The organism is candidate division WOR-3 bacterium (assembly GCA_039804025.1).
GTDB lineage: Bacteria > Hydrothermota > Hydrothermia > Hydrothermales > JAJRUZ01 > JBCNVI01.
Window position 1 is genome coordinate 31,970 of the sequence record JBDRZP010000005.1, and the last position, 24,795, is coordinate 56,764.

The 24,795-nt window shown below is 30.1% G+C and carries 22 protein-coding genes and 1 tRNA gene; 8 read left to right on the forward strand and 15 right to left on the reverse strand.

Translation table 11 applies throughout. The features are described from left to right. Positions 1-148 precede the first annotated feature (148 nt). The 6 genes from ABIN73_02860 to ABIN73_02885 all read right to left on the reverse strand — a co-directional run bounded on the left by ABIN73_02860 (position 149) and on the right by ABIN73_02885 (position 5,122). Positions 149-224, reverse strand: a tRNA-Pro gene (locus ABIN73_02860). Between the two features lie 13 nt (positions 225-237). Further along, the gene (locus ABIN73_02865; GenBank protein ID MEO0268662.1) at positions 238-582 is read right to left on the reverse strand and encodes a hypothetical protein; all 345 of its coding nucleotides are present in this window, start codon (positions 580-582) and stop codon (positions 238-240) included. Between the two features lie 146 nt (positions 583-728). Continuing rightward, entirely contained in the window at positions 729-1,655 is a 927-nt protein-coding gene (locus ABIN73_02870) for a thiamine pyrophosphate-dependent enzyme (protein ID MEO0268663.1), read from the reverse strand. A 12-nt stretch (positions 1,656-1,667) separates the two neighbouring features. Beyond that, entirely contained in the window at positions 1,668-2,867 is a 1,200-nt protein-coding gene (gene porA / locus ABIN73_02875) for a pyruvate ferredoxin oxidoreductase (protein MEO0268664.1), read from the reverse strand. Between the two features lie 19 nt (positions 2,868-2,886). Continuing rightward, a complete protein-coding gene (locus ABIN73_02880; protein ID MEO0268665.1) occupies positions 2,887-4,551 on the reverse strand; it encodes an NAD(P)-binding protein in 1,665 nt (554 codons plus the stop codon). A 13-nt stretch (positions 4,552-4,564) separates the two neighbouring features. After that, complete coding sequence (locus ABIN73_02885; protein MEO0268666.1) at positions 4,565-5,122, reverse strand: 2-oxoacid:acceptor oxidoreductase family protein; 558 nt, start codon at positions 5,120-5,122, stop codon at positions 4,565-4,567. A 198-nt stretch (positions 5,123-5,320) separates the two neighbouring features. On the opposite strand from ABIN73_02885, the gene secD reads away from it, so the two are divergent. The 8 genes from secD to ABIN73_02925 are packed head-to-tail and all read left to right on the forward strand — an operon-like array spanning position 5,321 to position 16,140. Then, entirely contained in the window at positions 5,321-6,859 is a 1,539-nt protein-coding gene (secD, locus tag ABIN73_02890; protein MEO0268667.1) for a protein translocase subunit SecD, read from the forward strand. 11 nt (positions 6,860-6,870) lie between these two features. Continuing rightward, the gene (secF, locus tag ABIN73_02895) at positions 6,871-7,752 is read left to right on the forward strand and encodes a protein translocase subunit SecF (protein MEO0268668.1); all 882 of its coding nucleotides are present in this window, start codon (positions 6,871-6,873) and stop codon (positions 7,750-7,752) included. A gap of 3 nt (positions 7,753-7,755) precedes the next feature. Continuing rightward, positions 7,756-11,094 carry a hypothetical protein gene (locus ABIN73_02900; protein MEO0268669.1) on the forward strand — a complete coding sequence of 1,113 codons (3,339 nt, stop codon included), beginning with the start codon at positions 7,756-7,758 and terminating at the stop codon, positions 11,092-11,094. A gap of 27 nt (positions 11,095-11,121) precedes the next feature. Continuing rightward, positions 11,122-12,267 carry a tetratricopeptide repeat protein gene (locus ABIN73_02905; protein ID MEO0268670.1) on the forward strand — a complete coding sequence of 382 codons (1,146 nt, stop codon included), beginning with the start codon at positions 11,122-11,124 and terminating at the stop codon, positions 12,265-12,267. Positions 12,268-12,274: 7 nt separating this feature from the next. Then, entirely contained in the window at positions 12,275-12,760 is a 486-nt protein-coding gene (locus ABIN73_02910; GenBank protein ID MEO0268671.1) for a chemotaxis protein CheD, read from the forward strand. After that, positions 12,747-13,772, forward strand: coding sequence for a chemotaxis response regulator protein-glutamate methylesterase (locus tag ABIN73_02915; protein MEO0268672.1), 1,026 nt, complete (start codon positions 12,747-12,749; stop codon positions 13,770-13,772). The genes ABIN73_02910 and ABIN73_02915 overlap by 14 nt, the downstream gene beginning before the upstream one ends. Beyond that, the gene (locus ABIN73_02920) at positions 13,769-14,629 is read left to right on the forward strand and encodes a DUF58 domain-containing protein (protein ID MEO0268673.1); all 861 of its coding nucleotides are present in this window, start codon (positions 13,769-13,771) and stop codon (positions 14,627-14,629) included. Before ABIN73_02915 ends, ABIN73_02920 begins: the two co-directional genes overlap by 4 nt. Then, entirely contained in the window at positions 14,626-16,140 is a 1,515-nt protein-coding gene (locus ABIN73_02925; protein ID MEO0268674.1) for a BatA domain-containing protein, read from the forward strand. The genes ABIN73_02920 and ABIN73_02925 overlap by 4 nt, the downstream gene beginning before the upstream one ends. Here the strand turns inward: ABIN73_02925 and ABIN73_02930 are convergent. The 9 genes from ABIN73_02930 to ABIN73_02970 are packed head-to-tail and all read right to left on the reverse strand — an operon-like array spanning position 16,126 to position 24,776. After that, a complete protein-coding gene (locus ABIN73_02930; GenBank protein ID MEO0268675.1) occupies positions 16,126-17,472 on the reverse strand; it encodes an acetyl ornithine aminotransferase family protein in 1,347 nt (448 codons plus the stop codon). The genes ABIN73_02925 and ABIN73_02930 overlap by 15 nt on opposite strands. A gap of 13 nt (positions 17,473-17,485) precedes the next feature. Continuing rightward, the gene (gene ricT, locus ABIN73_02935; protein MEO0268676.1) at positions 17,486-18,268 is read right to left on the reverse strand and encodes a regulatory iron-sulfur-containing complex subunit RicT; all 783 of its coding nucleotides are present in this window, start codon (positions 18,266-18,268) and stop codon (positions 17,486-17,488) included. Continuing rightward, positions 18,265-19,377 (reverse strand): glycine cleavage system aminomethyltransferase GcvT, encoded by a 1,113-nt coding sequence (gene gcvT, locus ABIN73_02940; GenBank protein ID MEO0268677.1) that lies wholly within the window; start codon positions 19,375-19,377, stop codon positions 18,265-18,267. The genes ricT and gcvT overlap by 4 nt, the downstream gene beginning before the upstream one ends. Then, entirely contained in the window at positions 19,359-19,961 is a 603-nt protein-coding gene (locus ABIN73_02945) for a hypothetical protein (protein MEO0268678.1), read from the reverse strand. The genes gcvT and ABIN73_02945 overlap by 19 nt, the downstream gene beginning before the upstream one ends. Beyond that, positions 19,924-21,600 (reverse strand): methyl-accepting chemotaxis protein, encoded by a 1,677-nt coding sequence (locus ABIN73_02950; protein MEO0268679.1) that lies wholly within the window; start codon positions 21,598-21,600, stop codon positions 19,924-19,926. The genes ABIN73_02945 and ABIN73_02950 overlap by 38 nt, the downstream gene beginning before the upstream one ends. Then, positions 21,597-22,610 (reverse strand): Holliday junction branch migration DNA helicase RuvB, encoded by a 1,014-nt coding sequence (gene ruvB, locus ABIN73_02955; GenBank protein MEO0268680.1) that lies wholly within the window; start codon positions 22,608-22,610, stop codon positions 21,597-21,599. The genes ABIN73_02950 and ruvB overlap by 4 nt, the downstream gene beginning before the upstream one ends. After that, positions 22,601-23,173 carry a hypothetical protein gene (locus tag ABIN73_02960; GenBank protein ID MEO0268681.1) on the reverse strand — a complete coding sequence of 191 codons (573 nt, stop codon included), beginning with the start codon at positions 23,171-23,173 and terminating at the stop codon, positions 22,601-22,603. Before ABIN73_02960 ends, ruvB begins: the two co-directional genes overlap by 10 nt. Next, positions 23,173-23,928 (reverse strand): hypothetical protein, encoded by a 756-nt coding sequence (locus tag ABIN73_02965; GenBank protein ID MEO0268682.1) that lies wholly within the window; start codon positions 23,926-23,928, stop codon positions 23,173-23,175. Before ABIN73_02965 ends, ABIN73_02960 begins: the two co-directional genes overlap by 1 nt. Next, positions 23,925-24,776, reverse strand: a complete 852-nt coding sequence (locus ABIN73_02970) for a DUF4388 domain-containing protein (GenBank protein MEO0268683.1) — start codon at positions 24,774-24,776, stop codon at positions 23,925-23,927. The genes ABIN73_02965 and ABIN73_02970 overlap by 4 nt, the downstream gene beginning before the upstream one ends. Between the last annotated feature and the right edge of the window lie 19 nt (positions 24,777-24,795).

Consider the following 24,795-nt stretch of genomic DNA (forward strand, 5'->3'; position numbering starts at 1 on the left):
ATCTATTATTATAACATAAAAAAAATTCAAGGTTTTTAAATATATTGGATTTTTCTGGCTCAATAAGAGTGTTATAAATATACAAATACAGAATGAAAATAAAAGGCTACTTTATAAATTTTAAAAAAGTAAAAATTCTATTACACAATCGGGGAGAGGGGATTTGAACCCCTGACCTCCTGGTCCCGAACCAGGCGCGCTAAACCGGACTGCGCTACTCCCCGTATTTATATTTTATTATATCCTGGATAATAAATTCTCTATTTGCTCCTGTAAGGAAAATGAATTATTTTCAAGTTCAAGAAATATACTGAAACCTTTCAGTTTTTCCTTTAAATTTTTATTAGCCTTTGTCACAATAACCACAAAGGGAAAATCATATTCACTAATATTTAAACTAAAAATTTTTTCACCTATTTTACCAGGATCAAGAATAAAACACTTTACATCTGAAGGATTAAATTTTCCTAAATCGCCAAAATCTTCAAGATTTATAATCTCATAGCCTTCAAGAACGAAATAAGGCTCTATCTTTTTAAACTCTTCCTCGTAAACCATAGCTAGAATCAAATTTTTTTCCATCAATTAAAAATAATGCAATAACCATTCCTTTTTTTCTTTTGGAGTCCTGTGTAAGAAAATTTTTCTCTTATAAGTACTTTTTAAATACATCTAATTAAAATAATTTGAATTTTGCAAAATCTTGTATATTTTAAGTTACATTAAATTTATCTATAAACTCCCCTTTTTATATTATCTGTTGTTCCAAAAGTTTTTTTGTGTTCTTCAAGCAATTTTTCAAAATATGAATCTACCATTTTCTGGATTTCATTTATCTCTTCTTCCTTTAAATGTTTGAATCTTCCCTGAATCTGAAAGTATTCCTTTAAGGGGAGTCCCTTTGGCATATAATTTATTTTAATTTTATCACCATCTTCTACTTCATATAAGGGGAAAAATTTTGTTTCAACTGCAAGTCTTGATGCCTTTATTGTAAGTTCAGAATCCATTCTCCATCCAGGGGGGCATGGAGCAAGAACATGTATGAATCTTGTTCCTTTTATTTCTTTAGCTTTTTTTACCTTATTATAAAGATCAAGGGGAAAGGCAACTGTTGCTGTCGCAATATAGGGAATTCTATGTGCCCTCATAATTTCAACTATATTCTTTTTAGGTCTTGGATTAGGACTTTCAAAAGGTGTTGTGGTTGTCCAGGCTTTATAAGGAGTTGCCCCTGACCTCTGAATACCTGTATTCATATAAGCCTCATTGTCATAACATATATATAGAATGTCTTCATTTCTCTCAGCTGCTCCGGATAATGCCTGAAGTCCAATATCAAAGGTTCCTCCATCACCTGCGAAGGCAAGGACATTTATGTCTCTCTTACCTTTTATATTCAGTCCTGCTCTTATTCCAGTTGCAGTTGCTGCTGCTGTTTCAAAGGCAGTATGGAAAACTGGAACTTTAAGGGAGTGGTATGGATAGGGTCCATCAATTATTGTCCAACAGCAGGCTGGAATAGTAGTAATAGTATTTTTACCAAGGGCTTTTAAAACATGCTTCATTGTTATAACTGCACCACAGCCCTGGCATGATAAAACACCGGGATTTAAAACTTCTTCCTGTAAAAGTTCTCCCCATTCAAAAACCATTTTTTTCCCTCCTTATAAGTTTATATTTTCTTCCTTTAATCCCCAGAAAATAATATCCTCGGAAGTTTTTCTTTTTTCTGCATCTTTTATTATCCCATAAACATCAGAAGGTGTTATATCCCTTCCACCAAGACCTACAATATATCCAATAAGTTTTGGTTTTTTTCTTGATGTGTAAAGGGAAGATCTTATTTCGTTAAAGAAAACACCACCAAGCCCAAAGGATATATTTCTATCCATAACAATAACTTTTTTTCTTCCTTCAAGGAGTTCTCTTACTTTATTGAAGGGGAAGGGTCTTAAAACTCTTATTCTCAACACACCGATTTTTTTATTTTCATTTTTTCTTATTTTATTTACAGTATATTTAACAGTTGAGGAAATTGCTCCTGAACTTACAATCACGGTTTCAGCATCATCCATCATAAATTCCTCAACAAGTCCCCATCTCCTTCCGAATTTTTTCTCAAATTCTTCACCAGCTTTTTCAATTTCATAAAGTGCCGTTTCCATTGCCTTTTGAATTTTATAGCGAAATTCCATATAAGGACCTGAAGGAGAAACAACCGCACCTATTGCAAAGGGATTTTCAGGAGAAAGTGCCCAGGGCAAATCAAGGGGTGGCAAAAATTCATCTACCTCTTCCTGATCAGGTATTTCAACTGGTTCAGCAGTATGGGACAAAATAAAGGCATCAAGAACAATCATTGTAGGAAGAAAAACTCTTTCTGAAACCTTGTAGGCAAGTATAACAGAGTCAAGAACTTCCTGATTGGATTCACAGTAAATCTGCATCCAACCTGTATCTCTCTGTGAGATTGTATCATTTTGATCAGACCATATTGACCATGGAGCTCCAACAGCTCTATTAATTGCTGCCATGACAATAGGCAATCTATCACCTGCTGCCCAGTGTAAAAGTTCATGCATTAAAAGCAATCCCTGTGATGATGTTGCTGTAAAGGTTCTTGCACCAGTTATACTTGCACCGATGCAAACAGCCATTGCTGAATGTTCTGATTCAACATTTACAAAAGTTGCATTTAATTCCTTTTTACCGCACATTTCTGATAGAAGTTCAACAACCTGAGTTTGTGGTGTTATTGGATAGGCTGATATAACCTCTACCCTTGATAACTTAACTCCATAAGAAACTGCGTGATTGCCATATAAAACTTTTTTTGTTTTCTTTTCAATTTTTAATTTTTCCATTTTTAATCCTCCTTTTGTTTTAAACCATCTGAATTATTCCCCTTGGACACTCTTTCGCACAAATACCACAACCTTTGCAAAAATCGTAGTCTACAGAGGGTCTATTATCCTTCCATAATATTGACATATCAGGACAATAAACAAAACAATTTCCGCAGGAATTACAATAACCACAGGAAAAACACCTTTTTGCTTCTTTTATAGCCATTTCTTCTTGTAAAGTTTTTACCTCCTCATCAAAGGTTTGTATTCTTTCTTCTACAGATAGCTCAAAAGGATGAACTGCTTTTTCTTTATTAAAATAATCAGTATTTATAAGCATAAAGGAAACAGTTTTTGGTGGAGCTTCCCTTACATTTATATCTTCACCTTTTAGAAATCTATCAATACTTTCAGCAGCTTTTTGAGCCCAAGATTCAGCCTCAACAACTGTTGAAGGACCCTGAATAAAATCTCCGCCAGCAAAAACACCTTTAACTTTCATAGCTCCTGTCTTTTTATCAGCAAAAGGCCATCCATCATCACCAAGATATTCGGAAGGTAAAGCGCTTCTATCAGCCTCTTCACCTATTGCCTTTATTACAAAATCATACTCCTCTTCATAAACTGCACCCTCAATAGGAATTGGTCTTCTTCTTCCTGAAGAATCAGGTTCTCCAAGTTGCATTTTCTGTAGAGTTAAAACAATTTTATCATTTTTCTTCTGAGCTTTTATCGGAAGAACTAAAAGATGAAATGGAATCCCATCGCTTTTTGCTTTTTCTCTTTCTTCTTCAAGAGCAGGCATTTCTGCTTCAGTTCTCCTGTAAAGTATTTCTGGATTTGCTTTAATTCTTTTGAGTGTTCTCACAACATCCATTGCTACATTACCTCCTCCTATACAGGCTACCTTTTTACCTATGAATTTTGAGATATCTTTTCCTTCATTAACTTCCTTTAAAAAATGTAATCCTGAGAGCATTAAATCTTCACCCTCAATTTTCATTTTCTTTTCAACCCATGCTCCAATAGCAATAAAGATAGCATCAAATTTATCCCTAAGTTCATCTATGGAAAAGTCTTTTCCGAGTGCTTTATTTGTTTCAATTTTTATTCCCATTTTATAAAGCATATCAAACTCTCTATCCAGAATATCCTTGGGTAATCTGTAGGAAGGAATTCCATACCTTAATACTCCACCAGGAAGAGATTCTCTTTCATAAATTGTAACAGAGTGTCCTTTTATCCTTAAAAAGTAAGAAGCAGCCATTCCAGCTGGTCCAGAACCTATTACTAATATTTTTTTACCTGTATCCGAAGGGATTTCCTTTATTTTATATCCCCTATTAAGAATATAATCACCTACGAATCTTTCGAGTTCTCTTATTGAAATTCTTTCATCGAACCTTTTTCTGTTACATCCGATCTGGCAAAAGGCAGGACAAACTCTTCCTGTTATTGCTGGAAAGGGATTTTTTTCAAGTAAAATATCAGCTGCTCTATCAAGGTTTTTTTCAATAATATAAAAAAAATACTGTGGAATTTTTGTCCCTAAAGGACATGCTTTTGAACAGGGTGCAGCTTTATCTTCTATTACAGGTTTTAAATTTTTCCATGAACCTGTTTTTAAAACTTTTGTTGAACCCGTCGAAAGAGCAACTTCTGGTAATTCATTGATATCTTTATAAGAAATTCTTTTATCCATTTTTTTTCCTCCTTTATAATCCTTTTACACTTTGAAATGCCTCTTCAGCTGCTTTTATATTTTCTTCTTTTTTAACAGAAACTTCTTCCTCTATTGCATATTTTAATTCTTCAAGTCCAAAAATCTTGCTTACCTTTGCAAGGGCTCCTAAAATTGAGGTATTCACAATTGGTTGAGTTCTTGAACCGAGCTTATACTTGACAGCAATTTCTGTTGCATCAACTGTGTAAACTTTAAATTTTCCTTTAAAATTAAAGTCTTCTGGATTTTTAGGTGAATTTATTATTATTTTTCCATTTTCTTTAAGACCTTCTGTAACATCTATCATTTCAAGAAGTGATGTATCAAGAATTACAATAATATCAGGGTTATATATATTACATCTTAAAAAAAGTTTTTCATCAGGACTAAAGATTCTCAAAAAAGCTGTTACAGGTGCCCCTCTTCTTTCAACTCCAAACTGAGGAAAGGCAAGGGGATAGTAGCCACTTTTAAAAGCTGCTATTGCACTTACCTTTGAAGCTACTACTGCCCCCTGACCTCCCCTCCCATGGAATCTAATTTCAATCATTTTAAAATCCCTCCTTTTTTTCAAATTTAGAGCCGGATTTGAACCCTCCGCGGAAAGATTTTTTAAAATTATATGATTTTATTTAATTTTTTTCAAGTTTAAATGTTGATAAAGCATTATCTTTTTTATTATAATTTTATTCTTAATCATACACTATATTCTTAAGGGTTCCATTCCCAAAAAATAATTTTAAAAAAAGTGAAAACTATTAGGTTTAAATTTTTAATTATTTTGGGTGTTCTTCTTTTTTCCATTATTTCTCTTTTCCCTACAATACAATATTATTCAATACCCAAATCCGAACTTGAAAAAAAGCCAAAAGAAGAGATAAGAAAACTTTTAAGAAGAACTCTTTCACTTGGTCTTGACCTTATAGGAGGTATGTATCTTGTTTTGAAAGTTAACCCACCGGAAAAGGAAAAAGTTAAAGAAGCAAGGGATAGGGTCCTTGAAATAATAAGAAACAGAATAGACCAGTGGGGTGTTTTTGAACCAGTTATTCAGCCTATAGGTGAAGATAGGATTATGGTTCAGTTGCCTGGTGTTATGGACAGAGAAAGAGCAAGGGAAATAATCGGAAAAACAGCAGTTTTAACTTTTCATTTAGTTGAGGATATTGAAAGTGCTAAGAGAGTTCTTGATAATATTGATAAATCTCTTTTAGAAATAGAAGGGGGTAATAAAAATTCACCTTTAAAACCACTTTTATTTTTATACAGGGGGGATATAGTTTTTGAAGAAATTTATCTTGATTCAATTAAAAAAATAATAAAAAGGGAGGAAGTTAAAAAATTAATTCCAAAGGATAAAATTTTTCTCTTTGGTAAATCTTTTGAAGTTGAAGGGAAAAAGTTAAGGTCAATTTTTTTGTTAAATAAAAATCCAGATGTAAAGGGTGAGTATATAAAAGATGCAAGGCAATCAGTTTATCAGGGAACTGACCCGGCTCTTCAGAATACACCAGTTGTAAATATTTCCTTTGATAGAAGGGGCACAATAGATTTTGCAAGAGTTACGGGTGAGAATGTAGGAAGGAGGCTTGCGATAGTTCTTGATTCAATTGTTCAATCTGCTCCAAGAATTGCCCAGAAAATACCAACAGGTAATGCCCAGATTACAGGAATTGAGTCAATGGATGAAGCAAGAGACCTGGCAGTTATTTTAAGGGCAGGTGCCTTACCAGCTCCTGTGGACATAGAAGAGGAAAGGTCAGTTGGTCCATTACTTGGAAAGGATTCAATAAGAAGGGGTATTCAGAGTGCTATTCTTGGTGGTCTACTTGTTATGATTTTTATGGCTATTTATTACCTATTTGCAGGAGCTGTTGCTGATTTTGCTCTTATATTGAATTTAATAATAATCCTCTCTCTTCTTTCCCTTTTTAAAGGGACCCTTACTTTACCGGGTATAGCAGGTCTCATTCTTACAATTGGTATGTCAGTTGATGCAAATGTTTTAATCTATGAAAGGATTAGGGAAGAATTGAGACTTGGTAAATCCTTTAAAGCTGCAGTTGATGCAGGTTTTTCAAGGGCACTTATTACAATACTTGACTCAAACCTTACAACAATCTTTTCAGCACTTGTGCTTATATGGTTTGGAACAGGTCCAATAAGAGGATTTGGTCTTGTTCTTGCCCTTGGGATTGCAACTTCTTTCTTTACAGCTGTTTTTGTTGTAAGAACAATTTTTGATTACTTTGTTATTGTTAAAAAAGTAAAAAGTTTACCTATATAAGGAGGTTATAAATGGAATTATTTAAAACACCCAATATAGATTTTCTTTCAAAAAGAAGAATATTTCTTGCAATTTCAGGTTTTCTTGTTCTTTTATCTATTTTACTTCTTTTTATTAAAGGACCCAAATACGGTATAGATTTTCTCGGTGGAACTTTACTACATATTCATACTGATAGAGATATAAAGACTTCTGATTTGAGAAATGCTCTTTCAGAGATAAAGCTTGCAAGAGCTGAAATACAGGAAATAACTTTAAGGGAGCATATAATTAAATATTATGAAAATATAGAAGCAGATTCACTTGTTAAGTTTTTAAATAAAAAACTTAAGCTTAATATAGAAATAGAAAGAGCAGAAAAAGTAGGTCCGAGAGTTGGATTTGAATTAAGATTAAGAGCAATTTATGCTGTTTTAATAGGAATGGTTTTAATGCTTATCTATATAGCTTTCCGATTTAATCTTCCCTTTGGAGTAAGTTCTATTATAGCTCTTTTCCATGATGTAATGATAACTCTCGGTGTTTTTGTTTTATTTTCAAGAGAAATAACTGTTCCTGTAATAGCTGCCTTTTTAACAATTGTTGGTTATTCTATAAATGATTCAATTGTAATTTCTGATAGAATAAGGGAGAATTTGAAGAAAAGACAGGGTAAATTTATTGATATTGCAAATAGAAGTTTAAATGAAACGTTATCAAGAACAATTATAACAGGGGGAACTACACTTCTTGTTTTGATTGTCCTTTTATTTCTTGGTGGTCCACTTCTTTTTGATTTTGCTCTTGCTCTTTTGATAGGTATAATTGTTGGAACTTATTCATCAATTTTTATTGTTGCTGCACTTGTTGTAGAATACGAGGAAATAAAGATGAAAAGAATGAGAAGAAGATAAGGTATGCTTCCCTTTTTTGCTTTAGACCCTAAGAAAACAGCTTCTGAAGCGAAAAGATTGATGGAAGAGGGTAAATGGGAGAGGGGCTATTCTTTGTGTAAAAAGGCTTTAAAAACTTCACCAAGAGACCCTGATCTTCTTGAAGTAAGTCTTGAACTTGCTCTTCTTTTGAAAAATTATAAAGAAGCAGTGGGTCATTTTTTACTTATAAAAAATTTCCCTGATAGGAAAAAAAGAGTTCTTGAACATATGGTTTCTCATTTTGGTGGTGAGGAAAAGGATAAAATATTATTAAGGGAGCAAGTTTTACTTGAATTTATTTCAGAGGGTGAGCTTGAAAGGATTGAAAATTTATTCCCCCTTATCCCGGAAAGAGAGAAAAAGCATTTTTTTGAAAAACATTCTGAAAAAGATGAATTTGTATCTCAAATGTTTATTTATTCTCTTTTATTTTATTCAAAAAAATACATTGAAGCTTCTTTAAAACTTTTTGAAATATATGAAAAATTTAAAGATAAAGAAGATTTTTTAAGAAAAGAAATTTTGAGGATTCAGAATATGGGCTTTATTAGAAAGTATGCCAGTTTCACAAATTTTCTTATAAATTATTCTGAAGGAGATGAAGATAAAGCATTAGAATACATTGATGACCTTTTGGAGGACGAATCCTTTTTCCCTTATTTAATTAGCGAATTTGAAAAAAGAAATCCCAAAAACCCTTATTTTAAACTTCTCTTTTCTAACCTTTTAATTCTTAAAGGGGAAAGGAAAAGAGGACTTATTTTTTTAAGAGAATCACTTAAAAATAAAGAGAACTTAGATTTAAATTATGCCTATAACATTGTTAAGGATATAAAAAGGGAAAACTTAGATGATGAGGAAGTTTCTATTGTTTCTGATATTTTAAAAGAACTTGGTAAGACTGAAGATGCAGCAGAATTTCTTAAGATAAGAGTTAAAAAAGGTGAAAGCATCATAACTTTAAGGGAAACCCTTTTAAAATCCTTTTCAGCAAGAGCCTTTAGAATTTTACTTGAGATGGAGGAAGAGAAAATTGAAGAGAATTTAAAATTTTTATACGAAAATAACCCTGATTATTTAAGTGACATTGATGTTTTGAATATATTAAAGGATTTTTCTGAAGAGAGAAATATAAAATCAGAGTTTTTTCTTTTTTCCCTTGGCTCTTCTCTTGTTAGAAATGGTGAGTATAAAGATGGAATTAATATTTTAAGGTATCTTTTGAGAAAAAATTTTAATAGAGAATTAATTTTAAAAGAATTTAAGAGGAAAAGGGACTCTCTTTTAAATATTCCAGAAGGCTTACTCTTTGATGCTGAAATAAAAATTCAAGAAAAAAATGAAGAATTTTTTGATTCAATAAAAAATCTTTTGGAAAAATTTCCAAATTATTCAGATTATGCTTTACTTTTACTTGATGAGTTTGGAGAAATACATAAAGATTTTAATGATAAAATAATTGATTTCTTAAATAAAGAAAAGGATAAATTTTCAAAAAAATATCTTGTTGTTGAGGGATTATCCCTGATTAGAAAGAAAAATTTAAAAGAAGGAGCAATAAAACTTTATAAAGCCTATGTAGAAGGAGAAAAATTTGTAAAGGATATAGTTGAAAGAATATTTAGAGAGGATATACCTGAATACAATTTTTTAAAGGGAGCAATACTTCTTGAAATGGGTAAATTTGAAGAGAGTTCAAAATATTTAAAAAAGGCAATGATTGATAAAAAACTTCTCCCTGAAATTTCCAAAGTTGTTACAGAAAAGATGAAAGAAAAGAAAGACCCCACCTTAATTTTTATATATGTAAATACCCTTTTATTCTGGAACAAATTTGAGGAGGCTATAAGGTTTATAAGTATTTTAAAAGAAGAAATAAAGGATGAGAAGATGTTGAATAATGTTATTTCTCTTGAATCCATTATACTTTATAAAAGGGGTGAAAAAGATAAAGCAAGGGAAATTATTAAAATTTTATTAAAGGAAAAGAAAAAATTTGACCCCTATTTTCTTTATGAATTTCTCAAGGAGGAGGAAAAAAATGATAAGTCCCCTTTTATTTATCAAACTCTCGGTTCACTTGCTCTTTTACTTTCAAAGCCTCTTGAAGCAGTAAGATACTATTTTATGCTTGCTTTGAGTTCTCCAAAACTAATAAGTAAAATAAAAGATATATATTTAACAATTGAGACAAAATTTCCCTATTTTCCTGAAATTGACCTTTATAAATTTTCATTAAATTTACTGGAAAAAGAGAAAAATAGAGATTTACTCCTTAAATTTTTTGAAGATAACCCTGAGTTAAAGGATGAATTTAAGTTTTTCTTGAACATTTATCCTGATACACAGAAAGACCCCTATCTATTATATTATTTAGCAAAACTTAATTATGAAGAGGGGAAAGAATTTGAAGAAGAATTAATAAAAAGTTATGAACTTGCATTGAATGAGAGACTTTATGATCTTTTGGAAGATATAAAAAATTTCTCCTATGAAAGAATTAGAAAAGATGAAGCAAAGGCGAAACTTTTATTTTTTATTCTTAAAAGGGAATTTAGAGATTTTAATAAATTTTTTAAACTACTTAAAGAGAAAGAGTTTATTGAAAAGTTCCCAAAGGAATCTTATGATGTTATGCGTGATGCTTTTTTAAAAGGAGTAAGGGAAAAGGATTTTATTTTTACCTATGCAGATTTTCTCGCTGAAAGAGATGATAAAGGCTCAATATACCTTTATCAGGAGGCACTCGAAAAATATCCTGAAGAAGTAGAAAAAAGAAGAAATAAATGGGAGAAATTTATACCTGAGGGAAAAGGGTTATCCCTTATTCTTTCAATAAAGTTTAGAGATGTAGAAAAATTTAAGAAAGAATTGAAAAATATAATGGAACTTAAACTGGAGGGAACTTTTTATGCAATAATAAAGGAGGGAATAAAGGCTTTTGATTACGATAGAGAGCTTTATGAACTTATAAATACCTGTGCGCAGAGGATAAAGGATATTGATACAGAAATTTTTGTTTTAAAAGAGCTTTCAATGAAAGAAAAAAATCTTGATTACTTTAAGAATTTAATTGAAAAATTGATTGTTTTTAAAAAAGAGGAGCTCTCTTTTATATGGAAGGAGTTTGTTAAGGTTATTTCTGAAAATAAAAGGTTTGATATTCTTGATAATTTATGGAATAAATACTTTAAAGATAAAAAGAAAAAAGAAACTTTAGGTGAATCTTATTTTAATTTGATTTTTTTAAGAGACCCGAAAATATTTTTTAGATTTTTAAAAAGTAGGAGAAATTTTCCCTTGCCCCTTTTAGAGCCTTAAAATTATACCTATGGAAGGAGGAAAGTAATGGAAATATGTCCCTTTTTGTCAAATTCAATCTGGGAAAAAAAGGAAAATGGTGAAGAAATTTTAATATTAAAGGAAGTTCCTTGTCAGAAGGAAAAGTGTTTCCTTTTCAGGGATGGAAGGTGTGGTGTTGCTTTTGATTTTAATTATACAGTCTTAAAAGAAAATATTAATGAATTTACTTTTAATTTAAATGAGAATATGAAGGCTTTATATGATCTTATAAAAGAAACAAGGGAAGAAGGAATTAAAAGGGTGTCTTCAATTGAAGAGAAATTTAACACTATGCAGGTCTCCCTTGCAAAAATTTTATATAAATTTTCAGAGGATATAGTTAATTACATTAAAAGTTCAAAAGAGGAAGAAAGTAAAAGGTTAGAGGAATTTAAGGCTTATTTTCAGGAAATTTTAAATAATAACTATGAAAATTTTAAAAAAATTTTAGAAGAATTTGTTAAGGAAAGGAATGAATTTATGAAATATTTTGAATCAGCCTTAACAAAAATTCTTGATTCTGAAAAACAAAAATTTGAAGAAATAACTAAATTGTCTGAAAGTAAAATATCTGAATTAATGAGTAATTTAGATAGGGAACGAGAAGTGCTTAATGAACTCTTTTTAAAGATGAAAGAATTTACTGAGGGATTAGTTTCTTATAAAGAAAAAATGGAAGAGGTGGTTAAAAGGGAGGAGAATTTGAGAAAATTTGAAACTGCAAAATCCTTTTATTTAAGGGGGGAATATAAAGAGGCGGAGAAGATATTGAAAGAAGTGTTAAAATCTTATGAGCTGGAGGAAGGCTATCTTTTGCTCGGTTTAACTCTTATTGGTAACAAAAATTTTGAAGAGGCAGAAATTTATTTAAAAAAATATATGGAAACTCACCCTGAAGTTCCTGAAGTCTTATCAGGTATGGCGAGAATTCTATTTGAAAGAGGAGAATATGAAAGTGCTATTTCTTTGTTAGAAAAAGCCAAAGAAAAATCACCTGATTCAGAAGATATTCTTTATCTTTATGGCTTAGCTCTTATAAGAAAGGGTGAAATTGATGAAGCTAAAAAAGTATTTGAAAGAATAATAGAAATAAATCCTTACTTTGAACCAGCAAGGGAGGCTATTAAAAAGTATATAAATCCTTTAAGTTAGAAAAAATATGAAACCCGAATATTTTATTGGGATAGGTGAAGGGAAGGTTTTAAAAGGTGAGGGTGTGCTTAAAGCAATAGGAGTTGGTTCCTGTATAGTACTAATACTTTTTGATAGAGAAAACAAAATTGGAGGATTTGTGCATTCCATGCTTCCTGCTCCAAAAAGATTAGATGATAATACGCCTGGTTACAGGTATGTTAATAAGGCAATTCCCCAGATTGTTAAAGAAATGGAGCATATAGGGGCAAAAAAAGAAAATCTTGAAGCCTATTTAATAGGTGGTGCAACGATATTTGATTCTCCTATTTCCACTTCTCCCTGGTCAATTGGTGCCAGAAATGTTCTGGAGGCAAGAAATGTTCTTATGAGACTTGATATAAAAATCGTAAAAGAAGATGTTGGTGGAAATGAAGGAAGATCTGTTATATTTGATGTAAGCGAGGGAAAAATTGTTGTGAAAAGGAAGGATAAGGAACTTGTCCTCAGATAAGATAAAGGTTCTTGTTGTTGATGATTCCTATTTAATGCGAATACTTATAAGTGATATTTTATCTTCCTTCAGTGATATAGAAGTTGTTGGAACTGCGAAGGACGGAAAAGAAGCAATTGAACTTGTTAAAAAATTAAAACCCGATGTTGTTACTCTTGATTATGAGATGCCAGGTTTAAGTGGAATTGAAGTTCTTGAACATATAATGAGTGAAAACCCTGTTCCCTGTATAATGCTTTCTGCCTATACAAAAGAAGGTGCAGAGGTAACACTTTCTGCATTGAGTAAGGGTGCCTTTGATTTTGTGACAAAACCTTCTGGTTCTATTTCAATGGATATTGAAAAGATAAAAATTGAGCTTTATGAAAAAATTAAACTTGCTAAAAATGTCAATCCAGAAATACTAAAATTTAAGTTTAAAAAAGTTGAAATAAAAGAAAAAGTAAAAGTTAAAAAGGTTAATGCAATTGGAATAGTTTCTTCAACAGGTGGTCCTCCTGTTATTGAATTTATTTTAAAAAATATTCCCAAGGTTAAAATTCCAATTTTTATTGTCCAGCACATGCCAAAAAGTTTTACATCCCTTTTTGCTGAAAGACTTAAAATTGTCACAGGAAAAAAAGTTTTTGAAGCAAGGGATAAAGAAAAAGTAAAAGAGGGATACATTTATATTGCACCAGGTGGAATTCATATGAGTTTAAAAAAGATAAAAGAAGAAATATTTATAGATTTAATTGATGAAGAACCTAAGTGGGGAGTAAAACCGAGTGGTGATTATATTCTTTCAGCTATTGCAGAAATTTACGGAGAAAATTCAATTGGAATAATTTTAACAGGAATGGGAAAGGATGGAAGTGAGGGTGCAAAAAAAATTAAAGAAAAGGGAGGAATAATAATTTCTCAGAATAAAGAAACCTCTCTCATTTATGGAATGCCATGTGCAGTGAAGGATATATCTGATTTTATTTTATCTCCTGAAGAGATTGTTGAAAAAATTACTGAATTTTTATGATAGAAGAGCTAAAGAGGATTGAAAATTTAAAAGGCTTGAGATTAAAGGTAAAAGCTCTTTTAGAAGGAATTTTACTTGGTGTTCACAAAAGTCCCCTGCATGGATATTCCTCAGAATTTGTTGAACATAGAGAATATTCTCTGGGTGATGACTTAAGGATGGTTGACTGGAAGGTTTTTGCAAGGAAAGAAAGATTATATACAAAGAAATTTTCTGAGGAAACAAATTCAAATGTTTATTTTTTGCTCGATTCTTCTAAATCAATGGATTATGGAGCGCCACCTAAAATTGAATATGCAAAGGTTTTAATTTTGTCCCTTTCATATCTTTTTCATCTTCAAAGGGATGCACCTTCCCTTTTTGTTTTTTCTGATAGAGAGAAATTTTTTATACCTCCTTCAACAAAAAGAGGGAATTTAGAAAAAATTAGAGATGTTCTTGAAAAATTGAAAGCAGAGGGTAAAACAGAACCAGATGAAATTTTTCCTTATCTTATTGAGATAATTAAAAAGAGAAGTATTATTTTTCTTTTTACTGACTATTACCACAAACCCTATGAATTTGTGAAAGGATTAAAATACTTAAAAGCAAAGAATAACAAGGTTTACTCAATAAGACTTGTTTCAGAGGAAGAATTTAATCTTTATAAAAATCCCCCCTTTATTTTAAAAGATTTAGAAACAGAAAATGAACTTGTTATTGATGAAAGAAAATTATGGGAAGATTTTAAAAAAAAATTATCTGAATTTGAAAAAAATCTAAATGAAGAAATTTTAAAGAGAGGTATAAAGAATTTTAATATAAATACCTTTGAGTCCTATGAGAAGAATTTATTAATGATTATTAAATCTTTATGATATTTTTAAAACCTCTTTTACTTTTACTCTTACCTTTTTCCTTAATTCCCCTTGTAATTCATCTTCTTTTACAGTTAAGAATAACAAAAATTTTATATCCCTGGGTTTTTATTTTTGAAAAAGAAAAGGAAATAAGAAAAAAAAGAAAAATAAAGGATATTTTAGTTCTTATCCTAAGAATTCTTGTAATTTTTTTTGTTATACTCTCTTTTAGTGAGCCTATTATTAAATCAAAATACGGAATTTTTGATCATATTGTTTATTTTGAACATCCCTTTTATAAAAAAAAGTTAAAGGATTATAATGTTAAAAAAATTCCCTTTTCTAAAATTGATTCTCTTTTAAATGATAAAAAAGTAAAAAATATTTATTTTTTAGGACCTCTCCCTGATACTGCTTTAATTAAACTTTCAATTTTAGAGGATAAAAGAATTTATCTGATTGGAGAAAAAAAGGTTAAAAACATAAAAATAAAAGATATAATTGATGACTATGAAGGTATGTATATTGTAATTTCTTCTGATTTTGATACTTCAAATATTCCACTTGAAATTTATCACGAAAGGGATATGATTTTAAGAGAAGAACTTAATATAAAAAAGGGAGATAATTTGTTTAGATTCAATTTGACCTCAGACTGGAATCCAGTTTTTATAAAAATTGATGTTAAAGATGATTATCCTGATGATAACGAAAAATTTTTTTACGTTAAAAAAAATAAAGGAGCAAAAATAAAAATTATAGGTAATAATAAATACATAACTGCATTTTCTGAGGCAATGAAAAAAGGAGAAGAAGAAGTTTTTATTGTGATTGGAATTAAAGATATAAAACTTATTGAAAAACTCATTTCAGAAAATAAAAACCTAATAATTTTCCCTGATACTTTAATTGATGAATTGAAGTTATTATTGAAAAAGAAAGGAATAATTTTAGGGGGTAAATTAAATAATGTTACAAGTTTAAATCAAAAAATATATTTCAAAAAATTTTTTGTTATCTCAGGTGATAAAAATTTTAAGATAAAGGATTTTAATTATAATATTTTTTCCCTTACTCATAATCTGTGTTTAGCAGGATTTTATCCTGATGAAAATTATACAAATTTTGTATATTATCCGGATTTTGCCACACTTCTTTATGAGGTTGTAAATTTTTTTGTAACAAAAAAATTTTCAATTCCTGAAAGTAGTTTTTTAGTTTTAAATTTAGATGAAGATAAATATTCCCTTTATACTTCAAAGGAAGAAAAAATTTTTGATTATGAGGGTAGAGAAATTTTTTTAAAACCTCTATCAAGGGGAATTTATTATCTTAGAGGTAAAAACAAAGAGATTATACTTGAGGTAAATCCACCTTCACTTCCTTCAATTTCAGAAATTAATGAATTGAGTAGTAATTTTATTTTTATAAAGGATAAAAAAGAGCTTTTTTCAATAAATCTTAAAAAAAATTTCCTTTTTATTTCTATTTTTCTTTTTTTATTAGAGGTTTTCCTATGTCTTATTTAACTTTTTTGGTTTATACGATACTTCCTTAATAACATTTTCAAGTATTTCAATTCCGGTATATAGCTCTTCTTCTTTTATTATAAGGGGTGGGCATATTCTTAAAACATTTTCACCAGCTGGTAAGATTAAAAGTCCCTTTTTAAAACATTCCTGAACTATAAGGTCTCTTTTTGTTTTGTCCTTTTTAAGTGTTTTTTTATCACTTACAATTTCAAGACCTATCATTAATCCCTTTCCTCTCACATCTCCGATAATTTCGTATTTTTCCTTCCATTTTTCAAGGTCTTTTAAAACTTTATCTCCAAGGGAGCTCACATGTTCCATTAGGCCATTTTCAAGTTTTTCAATAACTTTTAAAGCTACTTCACAGGATACAGGGTTACCACCAAAGGTTGAGGCATGAGTTCCTGGTGGCCAGTTCATAATGCCACTTTTTGCAATACAGGCTCCAAGTGGGAATCCTGAAGCTATTCCTTTTGCAAGGGTTATAATATCGGGTATTACATCATAGTGCTCTATGGCAAAAAATCTACCTGTTCTTCCCATTCCACTTTGAACCTCATCAACAATTAGGAGTATTCCGTATTTATCAATTAATTTTTTTAGTTCTTTAAAATAGTTCTCTGGAGCAGGAATATAACCACCTTCTCCCTGAATTGGTTCAATAATAAAAGCAGCAACTTCTTCAGGGTCTACAAGTCTTGAAAAAATGTTTTCTTCAATAAAACTTATACATGCAAAATTGCAATCCGGGTATTTAAGGTTAAAGGGGCATCTGAAACAATAAGGATAAGGTGCGTGAACTGTTCCATAGAAAAGGGTGAAAAATCTTTTTCTATGTATTGTTTTACTTGCAGTTGCAGAGAGAGCTCCCATTGTTCTTCCATGAAATCCACCGTAAAAGGCAAGTATATAGGGTCTATTTGTATAGTATCTTGCAAGTTTAATTGCAGCCTCCACTGATTCTGCACCTGAATTAGAAAAGAATATTTTCCTATTTTTAGCTCCTGGTGTAATTTCAGCGAGTTTTTCAGCAAGTTTAATTTCAGAAGAATAGTAAAAATCTGTTCCAGAATAGTGTATAAGTTTTTTCATCTGATTAAGTGCAGTTTCTATAACCTCAGGATGGGAATGCCCAAGCGTTAAAACCGCAACTCCTGCGTTAAAGTCTAAAAATTTATTCCCATCAACATCATAGACCCATACCCCTTCTCCCCTTTCAACAACTAATGGATAAACTCTTGTATAAGAAGGGGAGATAAATTTTTTATCCTTTGTAAGCCATTTTTTTGCATTTTTACCTGGCAGCTCATTTTTTATTTCTGGTTTCATTTTTCCCTCCTTTTTAAGGTTCTTCAATTTTAACCCATTCCTCAGATCCATCTTCAAAGCTTAGTTTATACTCTCTTTTAAAAATATTAATATCTGAAACCCTTGCCATACCTTTTTCTGTAAAGATTTCTCTTCCTATTTCTGGCATTCCCTTTGAAAGTTCCTCATATACATTAAGTTCAAATCTAAGACAGCACAGAAGCCTACCACAGATTCCAGTTAAATTTTCAGGTGCAGTGAAAATATACTGTTTCCTCGCCATATCAATTGTTATTGGAGGTATATCCTTAAGCCATGTTTCACAACATAAAATTCTTCCGCACCTTCCTATTCCTCCAAGTTCCCTTGCATAATCCCTTGTTCCCTTCTGTTTGAATTCAGTATGTAAATGTAATTTTTTTGCTATAATTGGAGCAATTTTAGATAGGTCATATCTTTTATCAGCTGTGAAGGTAAATTTTATAATACCTTTTTCTCTATCCAGTTCAATATCAACTATTCTTATGTCTCTTATTTTTTCTTCAAATAGAATTCCGTAAACCATATTTCTAAAAAGTTTAATTAATTCTTTATCTTCACAGGGAGAAATGTGTACCAATCTAATTTTTGATTCCTTTTCTGAAATTCCTCTTACTTTTACATAAATTGGTTTTTCTTCTCCCTCAATTTTTATAAGAGCAAATTTTAAATTTTTATCTATTTCCATATCCTTTGGAATACTGTATCTTGCTAAAGGACCCCCTATTATTGATACTTCAAGTGATTTTATATCTTCTTTCTTTTTAAAAAATTTCATCTTTTGATTGAAGTAATTTTTACAAAGGGAAAACTTTCTTTTACAAATCTTATTTTTTTATCTCTTATCAAAACATCAAACTCTGAAAAATTTAAAAACTCTTTTTTAATATAAGATAGTGCTATATTTTTATCTAAGAATGGGGAATAAGCTCCTGAGGTTATAAAACCAGCTTTTTCAGATTTATAAAATACCTCAGCACCTTTTCGTGGAACACCTTTCATCTCATCAGAAACAAGACCTATTAATTTTTTCTCAATATTACCCTGCATTTGATTTACAAGAATTTCTTTTCCAAGGAATTTTTCCTTTTCAATTTTTACGAATTTTTCAAGACCTGCTTCTATTGGTGTTATATCTTCTGTTAACTCATTTCCATATAAAGGATAACCCATTTCCAATCTCAATATATCTCTCGCTCCAAGTCCTGCTGGTTTTAAGTTAAACTTTGCTCCCTTTTTTAATATTTCGTTTAAAAAATCAAGAGCAAATTTTTTTTCACCGTATATCTCAAAACCATCCTCACCTGTATAACCTGTTCTTGATAAAATCAGTTTTTTATTCATAAAATTTATTTCAAGGAAAGTATAAAATTTAACATCAGAAAAGGACCTATCAAAAAATTCTTCAACAAAGGGTTGAGCTCTTGGACCCTGAATTGCAAGTTGAAAAATTTCATCTGATCTATCCTTTATTAAAACATCTTTAAAATTCTTACTCATTTCTTTCATATACTCAAAATCTTTAAATCTATTTGCTGCATTTACCACACATAGAAATTTATCCTCCATCCTGTAAATTAAAAGGTCATCTACACAGGTTCCCCTTTCAGTTAAAAGTATGGAATACTGGACTTTTCCGTATTTTAATTTTGAGGGATCATTTGAGGTTATATAGGATAAAAAATTAAGTGCATCTTTTCCCTCAACTTCAATTTCTCCCATATGAGATACATCAAATATTGATAAAACTCTTCTTGTATGGATTGCTTCTTTTATTATTCCCTCATACTGAAGCGGCATCTCGTATCCTGCAAAGGGAATCATTTTTGCTTTACTTTCTATATGAAATTCATAGAAGGGAGTTTTTCTTAATTTTTTCTCTTCCATGTTTTCCCTCCTTTTTTTATTGTTTTAGGAAGTTTTTGAGCTTCAAGTGTGAGAGAAAAAGAGTCCTTTTTTATTGTGGTGTTATTTTCAAAAATACTTATTTCAGTATCAAAAAGATATGCTGTAAAATTTTCTTCTTCTTTTTCTATTCTTATTAACCTGTCAAATTTATATATAAGTGTATCACTTCCCATTAAATATTTTTTGCTGAAATTAAAATTAATTTTTTCTCCTTCAATCGGTAAAATATCAAGAAATGGGACCATAAATTCATCAACTACAATATCCTGAAAATAGAATTTTACTTTTTTTAATTCATATAATAAATTTCCCTTCCTTTTTAAAATTTTTGTTTCATCAAGAAAAATAAATTTTTTAAACTTTTCCTCTTCTTTTAATGTGTCCTTTATTGGGTAAATTAATCCAATTTCTCCCCTTTCATTTAAATACTCAGCTTTACCTTCAAGGTCATAATATTCAAAATAAAAATTCTCTAATATTCCTTTTTTACATGAAATAAAAATAGTAAAAAGAAAAAGGATTTTTTTAAACTTTGAATTTACCGAGAAGAAGTTTAAGTTCATCACCGAGTTTCCCGAGTTCCGAAACTGTTGCAGTTATTTCTTCCATTGATGCAAGTTGTTCTTCCATACTTGCAGCTATCTGCTCAGAGGATACAGATACACTTTCTGACATTTCACCCACTCTATCCATAAATTTAGCAAGTTTCTCAATCTCTTCCCTTTCCTTTTGTGAGAGTTTAGCAATTTTACTTGTTCTTTCCATTGCTTCCTCAGTCTGGTCAGCTATTTTTTTAAGTTGAGAAACTGCATCAAATATAATATCTCTTGAACTTAAAAGGGTTTCATTTACCTTTTTCATTGCATTCAAAGTTTCTTGCATACCCTGATTTATGTTTTCCACTATTTCCTGAATTTTTATAGAAGAAATTCTTGAATCTTCGGCCAATTTTCTTATTTCCTGTGCCACTATGGCAAAACCTTTACCATATTCTCCAGCCCTTGCAGCTTCTATGTAAGCATTCAAAGATAAGAGATTAGTCCTTTTCATAAACCCTTGAATACTTTCAGTTATTTCTCTTACTCCCCTCAACATTTGCGATAAGGTTTCAATATTATTTCTTAAAGATGTTATATCATTTTGCATTTCAGTTAATTTCTGCATAACCATTTCTGAAACTTCTCTTCCCTTTCTTGTAAAAAGAAGTGCGTCTTTTTCCAATTCCTCCATTTCCCTTGATTCTTCAGATGTTGAAAGAGAAAGCTCTAAAATTTCTTTAACTGATTTTGAAGCATCTATAACACTTGATGCAGTTTCTGAGGCGAGGGAGGCCATTTTTTGAACTGTATCTGTTACTTCATTTGATGATGCTGTCAATTCTTGAGTTGCACTTGAAATGTTTTCTGAAAATTCTCTAATCTTTTCTGATGTTTCAAGGGTTTTTGATACATTAATCCTTAATTTGTTTATGAATTCATTGAAGAAAATTGCCATTTCAGAAAATTCATCTTTCCCGTCAAGTTTAATTGTAACTCTTAAGTCCGCTTCACCTTCAGCAATTTCTTTTAATTTGTTTTTAAATATGTTGATTGGATTTATAAGTATCATTGAAAGGATAAAGGAAATTAATCCGCCAACCATGAGGAAAATGATTGAAAAGATAAAAGCTGCGAAACTAGCTCTTTTTTCTGCTTCTACAATATCTTTTTTGCTTGTTACAAGTCTTAAAAATCCTATAGGAGATTTATCCTCAGGTGGAACTATTGGATATATCATATCAAGATATTTTTCTTTTTCTGAGAATACATTTTTTTCTTTTTTTCTGTGACAGGTGATGCAATCCTTACCTGTTTGCTTTTCAAAATGTGCTTTTTTAGGTTCTTCTCCTACTTCATAAAATTTTTTTAAAGAATCTCCTGAATAAACTGCTATGTATATTATATTTTCATTTTTAATGAGTTCCTTTAAAATGTTTTTTATAAGAAGTGAATCTTCAAATAAAAGGGAGAGTTTTATTCTTTCAATTGTAATTTTTGCAAGGGTGTCAGAATAACTTATAATATTTTTTCTTGCTGTATCCCGCATATAAAATAGGAAAAACAGAGCAAAGGAAATTATTATAATAAGGGTGTATGGGAAAAAGGTTAAAAATAATTTTTTTCTAAATCCATAAAAAAAGTTTTTTAAAATTTTTTCCTTCATAATCTTTCAAATATTGTATTTTCTTTTATATTTAAGTGTTTTAATGCTCTTTTTGTTAATTTTCTACCTCTTGGAGTTCTTTCTATTAATCCCTCTCTTAAAAGAAAAGGTTCATAAACCTCTTCAATTGTTCCTACATCTTCTCCTACAGCTTGAGATATTGTTTTAAGGCCAACAGGTCCACCACCAAATTTTTCATAAATACAGAATAAGATTTTTTTATCCATTTCATTAAGTCCGAGTTCATCAACTTCAAGTTTTTGTAAAGCATATTTTGTAATTTCGAGATCAATTTTTTCCTTTAATTTATAATCAGCAAAATCTCTAACTCTTTTCAAAAGTCTATTAACAATTCTTGGTGTTCCCCTTCCTCTCCTTGCAATTTCAAAGGCAGCATCTTCTTCAATTTTTATATTTAAAATTTTAGCAGATCTTTTAACTATCTCCTTTAATTCTTCCACCTCATAGTAATCAATCCTTATCTGAATTCCAAATCTTGATTGTAAGGGACTTGTTAAGAGCCCCATTCTTGTTGTTGCCCCTATAAGAGTAAAGGGTTTTAATTTTAATTTTATTGATTTTGCTTTTGGTCCCTTATCAACCATTATTTCAATTTCATAGTTTTCCATAGCAGAATAAAGATACTCCTCAACATTTCTTGGTAATCTGTGAATCTCATCTATAAAGAGAATATCACCTTTATTTAAATTTGTTAAAATTCCTGCAAGGTCAAAAGGTCTTTCAATAACAGGTCCTGATACGAGCTTTATATTTGTTCCCATTTCATAAGATATTATATGAGATAAAGTTGTTTTTCCGAGTCCTGGAGGACCGGTAAAAATAACATGGTCAAGTGGTTCATTTCTTTTTTTTGCTGCCTCAATAAATACTTTTAAATTTTCTTTAATTTTTTCTTTCCCTATAAATTCCTTTAGTTTCCTTGGCCTTAAAAGTTCGCTTAGGGAAATATCCTCTTCAATTAAATTTGGGTTAAGAATTTTCATTTTAATAGAGACTCAATTTCCTTTGACATTTCCTTAGCCTTTGAAGGACCAACAATCATCTGAGCTGACTCTTCAAGCTTTTTTAAAAACCTTCTGAATAATCTCGGGGGACAGTTTTTCTTATCTATCTTCATTTCCTTAATTATATTATCAAATACCATTTCGCCAAATAAGGATAAATGTTTGACTGTAATTTCAAAAGCATTGTCGAAAATTTCTTCATCAAGTGGTTTTTCAATAATCTCTACTTCCTTTTTCTCAGGAGCTTTTTCGGGAACTTCTTTTGCTATAAATTTTTGTTCCTTTACCTTCTCCATTAGTTCTTTTTCTACACTTTCCACATCAATCTCTCCTTTACCGGAAAGAATAAGAATTTTATCCATATTTTCTTCCTTAAAAATTAATGTTTCATCATTGAAAACTATTTTTAAATTCTGGATTGTAAGTCCTGAAAAATCCCAGGCTTCTTTTAATGCAATTATAATTCTTCTATATTCTTCTTTTAATTCTCCTTTTAAAAGGGTTAAATTACCTTTTTCAAGGATTGAAGCAAATTTTAAATTTTCCATTATATTAATTTTAATTTTTCAGCCACTTTTTTTACCTTTTTTCTTGCTTCTTCAACACCGTATTTAGATACAGCCATTTTCCATATTATATCAATTACAGCCCTGAAAGCCTTATTAATTTCCTCTTCATTTATTTTTTCTTTAAAGGGGAGATTTATTTTAATTTCTTTCTCCTCCTGAGAAATAACACGGGCAAGTTCAGGGGAAGTATCTTTTATTTTAGCAATTGCCACTTTTGCCCACCTTATTTCATCACCAGGAGCAAATTCTTTTATTAATTCATTTATCTGCTCCACTTTATTTAAGGCTATTTTTTCCTCAGGTGTGGGAATATATTCTTTAATTTCCTCCTTTCTTTCTGTTTCTGGAACTTTTTCTTCCGGTTTTTCTTCTCTTATTTCCTCTTCAGGTTTTTTCTCCTCCTTTATTTCTTTAAGGGGTTCAAATTTTGTAATCACTTCTTTTATTTTATTTAAATCAAGTTCTTCACCAATAACACCTGTTAAAAGGTTTTCCTTCATAAATAAGTTAATTTTTTCTCCTGTTTTAAGTTCTATTTCAATTATATCAAACTTATTCATTCCTATGTTTTTCTCAAGCGCAAGTTTTGCAGTTGAACCTATCAAAAGTATTCCATCCTCAAAGAGTTCTGTTCTTCCTTCTCTTTCAATAATTTCTTCTTTATTAAGATCACATATTACAATTCCTTTTAAATTATTAACTTCTTTTTTCAATTTTTCAATTAATTCCTTCATAATTTTTTCTTTAATGTTTCATATTTTTTTCTTGCAAGGATTTTACCAAATATTTCTTCAAGTTTTCCCAAAAATATCTCATCAAGTTTTCTTTTTATTTCCTCTATATCTTTAAAGGATAAATTAATATTTTCTGATATTTTAAATTCCTTTTTGAAGCTTATTGAATTTCCTATTTCAGGATTTGTTTTTTTAATTGTTTCGATTATAAATTCACTCTGTTTATTAATTTCACTTTCTATTTCTCCTGACAATTCTTTTAACCATTCATTTAGAAATTTTGTTAAATTTTCTCTTGCTTTTTTACTTTCTTCTGGATCAACAATAAGTCCCTTTTCCTTTAGATAAACTAAGCTTTTGTAACTTTCAAGCAAACCAAGGGAGCTTTGTTCAATTATTTCCCTTAAAGTTTTTTTCCCGTCCATTAATGTTAGTATTTTCCAATCAGTTTTTCTCAGTGTAAGTTCTGGAGAAGGAGATTTATCACTTTTTACCATACGAGTATCAAGATCCGGTAATTTTTCTTTTAAACCCTTTATTTCGTAACTTCTTTTTTCAATTTCATCCCTTAATACTGTAAAAGGTGCTGATATTGTTTTTTTATCTGAAAGTAGAGATGGGATAAATATCAATTTACCTTCAATAAATTGAGCCATTTCATAAAGGGCATCAATACCCTCCTTATTACTAAAATGGGAGTGCACACATCTTCCTTCTTCTAAAAATATTTCTCCTTTTTTATCCCTGTAAGATATCTCTATCTTGCCTGTTTTTTTAAATTTTTCCATTAATTGTAAAATTTCACTTAATGAAAAATATTTTAAATCACACTCTAATGCCTTTTCCATATTTTAAGAATATGTAAAA

Coding starts and splice junctions, on each gene's coding strand:
- ABIN73_02865 (MEO0268662.1), bottom strand. CDS start 582: ATGGAAAAAAATTTGATTCTAGCTATGGTTTACGAGGAAGAGTTTAAA.
- ABIN73_02870 (MEO0268663.1), bottom strand. CDS start 1,655: ATGGTTTTTGAATGGGGAGAACTTTTACAGGAAGAAGTTTTAAATCCC.
- porA (MEO0268664.1), bottom strand. CDS start 2,867: ATGGAAAAATTAAAAATTGAAAAGAAAACAAAAAAAGTTTTATATGGC.
- ABIN73_02880 (MEO0268665.1), bottom strand. CDS start 4,551: ATGGATAAAAGAATTTCTTATAAAGATATCAATGAATTACCAGAAGTT.
- ABIN73_02885 (MEO0268666.1), bottom strand. CDS start 5,122: ATGATTGAAATTAGATTCCATGGGAGGGGAGGTCAGGGGGCAGTAGTA.
- secF (MEO0268668.1), top strand. CDS start 6,871: ATGGAATTATTTAAAACACCCAATATAGATTTTCTTTCAAAAAGAAGA.
- ABIN73_02900 (MEO0268669.1), top strand. CDS start 7,756: ATGCTTCCCTTTTTTGCTTTAGACCCTAAGAAAACAGCTTCTGAAGCG.
- ABIN73_02905 (MEO0268670.1), top strand. CDS start 11,122: ATGGAAATATGTCCCTTTTTGTCAAATTCAATCTGGGAAAAAAAGGAA.
- ABIN73_02910 (MEO0268671.1), top strand. CDS start 12,275: ATGAAACCCGAATATTTTATTGGGATAGGTGAAGGGAAGGTTTTAAAA.
- ABIN73_02920 (MEO0268673.1), top strand. CDS start 13,769: ATGATAGAAGAGCTAAAGAGGATTGAAAATTTAAAAGGCTTGAGATTA.
- ABIN73_02925 (MEO0268674.1), top strand. CDS start 14,626: ATGATATTTTTAAAACCTCTTTTACTTTTACTCTTACCTTTTTCCTTA.
- ABIN73_02930 (MEO0268675.1), bottom strand. CDS start 17,472: ATGAAACCAGAAATAAAAAATGAGCTGCCAGGTAAAAATGCAAAAAAA.
- ricT (MEO0268676.1), bottom strand. CDS start 18,268: ATGAAATTTTTTAAAAAGAAAGAAGATATAAAATCACTTGAAGTATCA.
- gcvT (MEO0268677.1), bottom strand. CDS start 19,377: ATGGAAGAGAAAAAATTAAGAAAAACTCCCTTCTATGAATTTCATATA.
- ABIN73_02945 (MEO0268678.1), bottom strand. CDS start 19,961: ATGAACTTAAACTTCTTCTCGGTAAATTCAAAGTTTAAAAAAATCCTT.
- ABIN73_02950 (MEO0268679.1), bottom strand. CDS start 21,600: ATGAAGGAAAAAATTTTAAAAAACTTTTTTTATGGATTTAGAAAAAAA.
- ABIN73_02960 (MEO0268681.1), bottom strand. CDS start 23,173: ATGGAAAATTTAAAATTTGCTTCAATCCTTGAAAAAGGTAATTTAACC.
- ABIN73_02965 (MEO0268682.1), bottom strand. CDS start 23,928: ATGAAGGAATTAATTGAAAAATTGAAAAAAGAAGTTAATAATTTAAAA.
- ABIN73_02970 (MEO0268683.1), bottom strand. CDS start 24,776: ATGGAAAAGGCATTAGAGTGTGATTTAAAATATTTTTCATTAAGTGAA.